This is a genomic window from Rhodococcus sp. (in: high G+C Gram-positive bacteria) (assembly GCF_049591685.1).
GTDB lineage: Bacteria > Actinomycetota > Actinomycetes > Mycobacteriales > Mycobacteriaceae > Rhodococcoides.
Genome location: NZ_JBAWFH010000264.1, coordinates 1 through 7,730 on the forward strand (window position 1 = coordinate 1; position 7,730 = coordinate 7,730).

The window sequence follows — 7,730 nt, forward strand, 5'->3', positions numbered from 1 at the left end:
TCACCGGGTCGGGCCGGGTGGGAATCGGACAGTCGGGCGACGAAGCCGGATTTCAGCTGTCGCAGCGCGCCGATTACATCGAGGTCGAGGTGGGTCTCGAAACCACCCTCAAGCGCGGGATCATCAACACTCGCGACGAACCCCATGCCGACGCGGACAAGTACCGCAGACTGCACTGCATCATCGGTGACGCCAACCTGGCGGAGATGGCGACGTATCTGAAGGTCGGTACCACTGCGCTCGTTCTCGACATCATCGAGGCCGGTGTGGATCTGTCGGATCTGCAGCTTGCCCGGCCGGTCACAGCCGTGCACCAGATCAGTCATGACCCGACACTTCGCCAGGCAGTGGCGCTTGCCGACGGCCGAGAGCTCACCGCGCTGGCTCTGCAGCGGATTTACCACCAGCGGGTGGCCAAATTCGTCGCGGGCGAAGGGAACGACGACCCCAGGGTGGCGGACATCCTGGACAAGTGGGCCATGGTTCTCGACCTGCTCGAGCGAGATCCGATGGAGTGCGCAAACCTGCTCGACTGGCCCGCCAAGCTGCGGTTGCTCGAAGGTTTCCGCCAGCGCGAAGGGCTCGGCTGGTCCGCTCCCCGCCTGCATCTGGTCGATCTCCAGTACTCGGACGTTCGACTCGACAAAGGCCTTTACAACCGCCTCGTCGCGCGTGGTTCCATGCAGCGTCTCGTCACCGAGCAGCAGGTTCTGGACGCGGTCTCGACGCCGCCCTCGGACACCCGGGCGTACTTCCGCGGGGAGGTCCTGCGCAAATTCGGAGCCGACATCGCTGCCGCGAGTTGGGATTCGGTCATCTTCGATCTGGGCGGCGACTCACTGGTTCGCATTCCGACACTCGAGCCTCTACGCGGCAGTAAGGCGCACGTCGGCGAGCTGCTCGAGGCCGCGGAAACAGCGGCTGAACTCGTCGAGCAGCTGACCACCTGACTCGGCGCGGACGCCGTTGCACGGGTCGGCGGGCCGGTGACGGACAAGTCGCCCGAACGGCGAGCGGTGTCGCACCACCCCGGACGGGTCCGAATCGGTAGGGTGAAGGTCCGAGCAGGTATTGCGAACACGTAAGGAGGTCGGCGACTATGGCTCAGGAGCAGACACGGCGCTCTGGCGGTGGCGACGGCGACGACGAGGTCCCCGGCGAGGCCGGTGGTGGTCAGGAACGACGCGAGAAGCTGGCGGAAGAGACCGACGACCTCCTCGACGAGATCGACGACGTGCTCGAGGAAAACGCGGAAGATTTCGTACGTGCCTATGTTCAGAAGGGCGGCCAGTGAGGGTGGATCGCACGGCGAACTCCTCGGTTGAGGGTCTTGCGCCGACGTTCGGTTCGCATCACGCCTCGTTCACCGACCATCTTCGTGACCACGCCCCACACCTCCTTCCGGAGAATCGAACGACCGCTATGAACGCGGACATGTCGGGTGTGGCCCCGCACGGCACGACCATCGTCGCGGTGACGTACGCCGGCGGTGTGCTCATCGCCGGCGATCGCCGTGCGACGCAGGGGAACCTGATCGCGAACCGCGACATGCAGAAGGTGTTCGTCACCGACGAGTACTCGGCGGCCGGAATCGCTGGAACTGCCGGCATCGCAATCGAGTTGGTTCGACTCTTTGCTGTCGAGTTGGAGCACTACGAGAAGATCGAAGGCGTGCCGTTGACCTTCAACGGCAAGGCCAACAAGCTGTCGTCGATGGTGCGTGGCAACCTGGGCGCCGCCATGCAGGGGCTCGCGGCGGTTCCACTGTTGGTCGGCTTCGACGTCGACATCGCCGACCCCCAGCGTGCAGGACGGATCGTGTCGTACGACGTCGTTGGCGGTCGGTACGAGGAGCGGTCCGGCTACCACGCGGTCGGGTCGGGTTCGCTCTTCGCCAAGTCTGCGATGAAGAAGCTCTACAGCTCGAACTTCGGTGAAGAGGAAGCGCTCCGTGCCGTAGTCGAGTCGTTGTACGACGCGGCAGACGACGACTCCGCTACGGGCGGACCGGATGTCACTCGCGGTATCTACCCGACCGCGGTCACGATCACCGGCATCGGAGCGACCGAAGTCGACGAGAGCAGAATCGCCGACGCTGCCCGAGCGGTCATCGCCGACCGTGCCGCACAGGCGCAGGACGAGCAGTCCCGCAATGCAGAACAGGGGGGGACAGTCTCGTGACCATGCCGTACTACGCATCTGCCGAGCAGATCATGCGCGACCGGTCGGAGTTGGCGCGCAAGGGCATTGCTCGTGGACGCAGCGTAATCGTTCTGTCGTATGCAGACGGCGTGTTGTTCGTCGCGGAAAACCGGTCTTCGGCGCTGCACAAGGTCAGTGAGTTGTACGACCGGCTCGGCTTCGCCGCAGTCGGCAAGTACAACGAGTTCGAGAATCTGCGCAAGGCCGGCATTCTCCACGCCGACACAAAGGGCTACACCTACGATCGGCGCGACGTGACGGGCCGTTCTCTCGCCAAGACCTACGCACAGGCATTGGGGACCATCTTCACCGAGCAGCTCAAGCCGTACGAGGTGGAGATCTGCGTTGCGGAGGTGTCGCATTCGGACGAGCCGGTGGCAAGTCAGCTCTACCGCATTACCTACGACGGGTCGATCGTCGACGAGCAGGACTTCGTGGTCATGGGTGGCACGACCGAACCGATCGTGACCGCACTGCGGGAGTCCTATCGACCTGCTCTCGACCTGGCGACCGCGGTCGGGTTGTCGGTGTCCGCGCTCGCCGCCGGTGCAACGCCCGCGCCCAACGGTGGATCGGACCCGGAGAAGAAGGCACTCGAGGTCAGCTCGCTCGAAGTGGCCGTCCTGGACCAGGGACGCCCTCGTCGCGCATTTCGACGCATCGCGGGACCGGCGCTCGAGGAGATGCTGTCGGCGGCGGCCGGCACGGGTGATTCACCGACTCCGTAAGCGGAGGATCCGGACAGCCCCGGTGTCACCGATCGTGGTGACGCCGGGGCTGTATCCGTCAGTCGTTGCGATACAGCGTCAATGCCCCGTCGTCGACGGAGAACTCGAAGCTCCGACCGTCGGCACTCACTTCGCCGTCCGTCGCCAGCGCGATATCTGGACCCTTCACCTGTACGTCCAGGGACGGTCGAGACGAATGCACATATGTCGCCGACGATCCGAGCGTGCCGGTGAGCGCCGCGATCACCAGTCGCGTCCGCGACAGAAACGGCGTTGAGGGCAGGTAGCGAATGTCGAGAGTCCCGGAACCGATCGACGGCCGAGACATCGGCACCTGGTCGATGGGGGAGTAGCGACCGTTGCCGACGAACAGCATCCATACCGCTGTCGGTTCGCCGTCGAGCGTGATCGACAGCGGTTCGGCTTCGGCAAGCACCCGAATCATGGCGATCGCCGCCGCGGGCCACTTACCGATACGGCCCTGCAGGTTTTCTCGCATACGGACCGAATCGGGATAACCACCGAACGTCGCAGTGTTGACGAACGGGACACGGTCGTGCCCGTCCACGGTGACGAAAGCGAGGTCGACGCGTGTGGCCCGCCCGCGCTCGACTGCCTCGGCGGTCGCCGTTGTGTCGGCAACACCTGCGTCGCGCGCGAAGTGGTTGAGGGTGCCGCCAGGGAAAACGGCGAGCGGGAGACCGTGACGCACAGCCGAATCCGCGACAGAGACGATCGAGCCGTCGCCTCCGCAGACCCCGAGCGCGCTGGCACGGGAACGAACGATTCTTTGCTCGACCTGTTCGGTGAAGTCGGCGTCGGTATCGGGCTCGAACAGTTCCGCGTCCGGCAGATGTGCCTCGATGGCGCAGACGACGTCGTCGTCTCGGTTCGAACCGGACCCCGGATTGACCAACACGAGCAGACCTCGCCCCCGCGGTAGTGCGGGCACATCGGCCTCGGTCCCCAGAACGGCGGGCTCGTCGTCACGTACTGCCCACCACCGCCGCGTTGCGAGAGCGATGCCTGTCCCGAGCGCCGCACCTGCGATCACGTCGGACGGCCAATGCACGCCCGTGTGCACCCGGGAATAACACACGGCCGCTGCCACCGGCGCCAAAGCTGTACCGGCAAGGGGTGATTCGAGTGCAACGCCTGCGACGAACGCGGCCGCTGACGCGGCGTGACCGGACGGGAACGACGACGACACCGGTGGGGACAGCAGCCGGCGCACCAGTGGAGTTCTGTCGTACCCCGGTCTCGGGCGGGGCATCAGCGGCTTGAGGACGCCGTTGGCGAGCGCGCTGGCTCCGGCTACCGCGAGAAGACCACGCACGGCACCACGTCGGCTCCGCCCCGGTCGAGCGGCGAGCAGTCCGGCGGTAGCGATCCACAGTGCACTGTGGTCAGCGGCTGTACTCAACGCGCGCAGAACCGGATCCGCGGCGGACGCTCGACTGGCCGCCGTGCGATCGAAGAGTCGGGTGTCCCAGGTGTGGATCCGATCGGGCAACGGCACATACGGGTCGGTCACAAGCCAAGCGTAGGCGCCTTTCGGCCCGACACAGGCGATTGTGTGGCACCTCGGGACGCTCCAACTGCCGAGTTGCGTTGTACTGTCGAATTGTGCAGCGACGAATTATGGGCATCGAGACCGAGTTCGGTGTCACGTGTACTTTTCACGGGCACAGGCGTCTGAGTCCCGACGAGGTGGCCCGCTATCTTTTCCGCCGAGTCGTGTCGTGGGGACGCAGCTCCAACGTGTTCCTTCGCAACGGCGCAAGGTTGTATCTCGACGTTGGATCGCATCCCGAATACGCGACGGCGGAGTGCGACAGCCTGCTGCAGCTCGTCACGCACGATCGTGCGGGAGAGCGTGTTCTCGAAGACCTGCTCGTGGACGCGGAACAGCGGCTTGCCGAGGAGGGCATCGGCGGCGACATCTACCTGTTCAAGAACAACACGGACTCCGCGGGCAACTCGTACGGCTGCCACGAGAACTACCTCGTGCAGCGTGCTGGAGAGTTCTCGCGCATCTCCGACGTACTTCTGCCGTTCCTGGTGACCCGTCAGTTGATCTGCGGCGCAGGGAAGATTCTGCAGACCCCGAAGGCTGCCACGTTCTGCCTGTCGCAGCGAGCCGAGCACATCTGGGAAGGCGTGTCCTCGGCAACCACTCGGTCCCGGCCGATCATCAACACGCGGGACGAGCCACATGCAGACGCCGAGAAGTACCGCCGCCTCCATGTCATCGTCGGCGACTCCAACATGGCCGAGACGACGACCTTGCTCAAGGTGGGTAGTGCTGCGCTGGTGCTCGAGATGATCGAGGCGGGCGTGTCGTTCCGAGATTTCGCGCTGGACAACCCGATTCGCGCCATCCGCGAGGTCAGTCACGATCTGACCGGGCGCCGCCCGGTTCGCCTTGCGGGCGGACGCCAGGCGAGTGCACTCGAGATTCAACGTGAATACCACGCGCGTGCCGTCGAGCACCTCAAGACCCGCGACAGCGATCCACAGGTCGAACAGGTTGTGGACCTGTGGGGTCGCACCCTGGACGCGGTGGAGGCGCAGGACTTCGCGAAAGTCGACACCGAGATCGACTGGGTCATCAAGCGCAAGCTGTTTCAGCGCTATCAGGACCGATATTCGATGGAGCTGTCCGACCCCAAGATTGCGCAGCTCGATCTCGCGTATCACGACATCAAACGTGGACGAGGCGTGTTCGATCTGCTCCAGCGCAAGGGCCTCGCGAAGCGGGTCACCGAAGACGAGCAGATCGACGAGGCCGTCGACCTGCCACCGCAGACCACCCGTGCCAAATTGCGTGGTGAATTCATCACCGCCGCTCAGGACGCCGGACGCGACTTCACCGTGGACTGGGTGCACCTCAAGCTCAACGATCAGGCTCAGCGCACCGTTCTGTGCAAGGACCCGTTCCGTTCCGTCGACGAAAGAGTGGAGCGACTGATCGCGTCGATGTAGCTCCGACAACATCGACCGATAGGGTTTAGGCCGTGGCGATCACCAAAGTCGAACGGTTGATGAACCTTGTCATCTGTTTGTTGTCGACGCGTCAGTTCGTGACGGCGGAGCGAATCAGAGACAGTGTCGCGGGATATGGAGACTCGGGAAGCGACGAGGCGTTCAGTCGCATGTTCGAACGCGACAAGAACGAGCTTCGCGACCTCGGGGTTCCGCTCGAGACCGGGCTGTCCGTGGGCAACGGAGGCGTCGAGGGCTACCGCATCAATCGTGATGCATACGAGCTTCCCGATATCGACCTCACCCAGGAGGAGTCCGCGGCAGTGGCCGTCGCGGTGCAACTCTGGGAGTCACCTGAACTGACTTCCGCCGCTCAAAGTGCTCTGCTGAAACTCCGCGCTGCGGGCATTCAGGTGGACCAGGACGACTCGGCTGCGTCCATCACGGCGGTGCCTGCCCGAACACGAGGATCCGAACCTGCCCTCGGCGCGTTACTCGCCGCGATCGACGCGGGAAGATCCGTGCGCTTTCAGCATCGGAGCGCGTTGACCGACCCGTTCACCACCCGAACCGTGGAGCCGTGGGGCGTCGTCACGTTTCGCGGCAAGTGGTATCTGGTCGGTCACGACACCGACCGCAATGACACCCGAACGTTCAGGCTCTCGCGTATCGGCGACGATGTGACCACCTTCGGGCGTGCCGGGAGTGTGCGTAAACCGGACGATGTGGACTTGCAGTCGATCGTCGAGAGAGTCGCCGGCACCGCCGAGGTCAACGGAACGGCAACCGTCTGGGTCGTGGCCGACGGTGCACAGGAGATTCGTCGAATGGGGACCGAGGTGGAAAACCGGGTGGTGGGAGAGCGGCACGGTTCGGTTCTGCGCATCCCGGTTCGATCGTGGGAGTGGGTGACGAGGCTGGTGGCAGGACACGCAGCAGATGCTCTTGTCCTCGACCCGCCCGAGCTTCGAGCCGATGTGATCGCGACGCTCCGCGCCGCAGTGGCGGAAGGCGTTCGATGAGTGCACGTTTGTCGGTTCGGCTCGCTCGGTTGTTGAACATGGTGCCTTTCTTCTTGGCCAATCCGGGAATGAGCGCGGACGAGGCGGCGAAAGAACTCGGTGTCAGCACCACGACCTTGATGACCGACCTCAATCAGCTATGGATGTGCGGGCTGCCGGGATACGGTCCGGGCGATCTGATCGACCTGTCGTTCTCCGAGGAGAGCATCGAGGTCACGTTCTCCGCTGGGATCGACCGGCCGCTGCGGTTGACATCCACCGAGGCCACGGCTCTACTCGTTGCACTGAGATCGCTCACCTCGATGCCCGGAATGGTCGACCCCACAGCGGCGCAGCGCGCTATCGCCAAGATCGAAGCTGCGGCCGGGTCTGCGGCGGCGCACGTACCGTCGTCGCCGAAGACGGACGACGCGCAGGTCAGCCCTGAAAACCCCGCGGCAGCTGCGGTGCGCTCCTCCCTACGTCGGCAACATGCACTGGATTTGACCTATTACTCGGCGTCGCGCGACGCAGTGTCGGAGCGCATCGTCGACCCCATCCGCACCGTGATCATCGACGGTCACAGCTATCTGCAGGCATGGTGTCGTCGCGCCGAGGGAGTTCGCCTGTTCAGATTCGACCGCATCGACCGGGCGGTGGAGCTGGACGAGACTGCGTCAGCGCCGGCGGACGCGTCGCCGGACGAGAGCTTCGACATCTTCAACGACGATCCGTCGTTGCCGCAGGCTCGCCTGCGGATAGCACCGGGGTACGCCTGGGTCATGGACTACTACCCGATGACGCAGGTCGGCGC

At 64.5% G+C, this 7,730-nt stretch carries 8 protein-coding genes; 7 read left to right on the forward strand and 1 reads right to left on the reverse strand.

Translation table 11 applies throughout. From position 1 onward, the window contains the following. The 4 genes from WBQ44_RS11100 to prcA form a co-directional block, all read left to right on the forward strand. Positions 1–950: proteasome accessory factor PafA2 family protein (locus tag WBQ44_RS11100; RefSeq protein ID WP_495566744.1), on the forward strand; the 950-nt coding region annotated here is incomplete at its 5' end. Positions 951–1,099: 149 nt separating this feature from the next. After that, positions 1,100–1,294, forward strand: coding sequence for a ubiquitin-like protein Pup (locus tag WBQ44_RS11105; RefSeq protein WP_019666269.1), 195 nt, complete (start codon positions 1,100–1,102; stop codon positions 1,292–1,294). Further along, complete coding sequence (prcB, locus tag WBQ44_RS11110; protein ID WP_495566745.1) at positions 1,291–2,181, forward strand: proteasome subunit beta; 891 nt, start codon at positions 1,291–1,293, stop codon at positions 2,179–2,181. Before WBQ44_RS11105 ends, prcB begins: the two co-directional genes overlap by 4 nt. Further along, a complete protein-coding gene (gene prcA, locus WBQ44_RS11115) occupies positions 2,178–2,930 on the forward strand; it encodes a proteasome subunit alpha (RefSeq protein ID WP_495566746.1) in 753 nt (250 codons plus the stop codon). Before prcB ends, prcA begins: the two co-directional genes overlap by 4 nt. 58 nt (positions 2,931–2,988) lie before the next feature. On the opposite strand, the gene WBQ44_RS11120 is transcribed toward prcA, so the two are convergent. Continuing rightward, positions 2,989–4,464, reverse strand: coding sequence for a bifunctional phosphatase PAP2/diacylglycerol kinase family protein (locus tag WBQ44_RS11120; RefSeq protein WP_495566747.1), 1,476 nt, complete (start codon positions 4,462–4,464; stop codon positions 2,989–2,991). Between the two features lie 92 nt (positions 4,465–4,556). On the opposite strand from WBQ44_RS11120, the gene pafA reads away from it, so the two are divergent. The 3 genes from pafA to WBQ44_RS11135 form a co-directional block, all read left to right on the forward strand. After that, positions 4,557–5,915, forward strand: a complete 1,359-nt coding sequence (gene pafA / locus WBQ44_RS11125; protein WP_495566748.1) for a Pup--protein ligase — start codon at positions 4,557–4,559, stop codon at positions 5,913–5,915. Between the two features lie 32 nt (positions 5,916–5,947). Then, on the forward strand, positions 5,948–6,937 hold the full coding sequence (locus tag WBQ44_RS11130; RefSeq protein ID WP_495566749.1) for a helix-turn-helix transcriptional regulator: 990 nt from the start codon (positions 5,948–5,950) through the stop codon (positions 6,935–6,937). Continuing rightward, positions 6,934–7,730 (forward strand): helix-turn-helix transcriptional regulator (locus WBQ44_RS11135; RefSeq protein WP_495566750.1); only part of this gene is annotated, 797 nt, incomplete at its 3' end. The genes WBQ44_RS11130 and WBQ44_RS11135, both read left to right, overlap by 4 nt.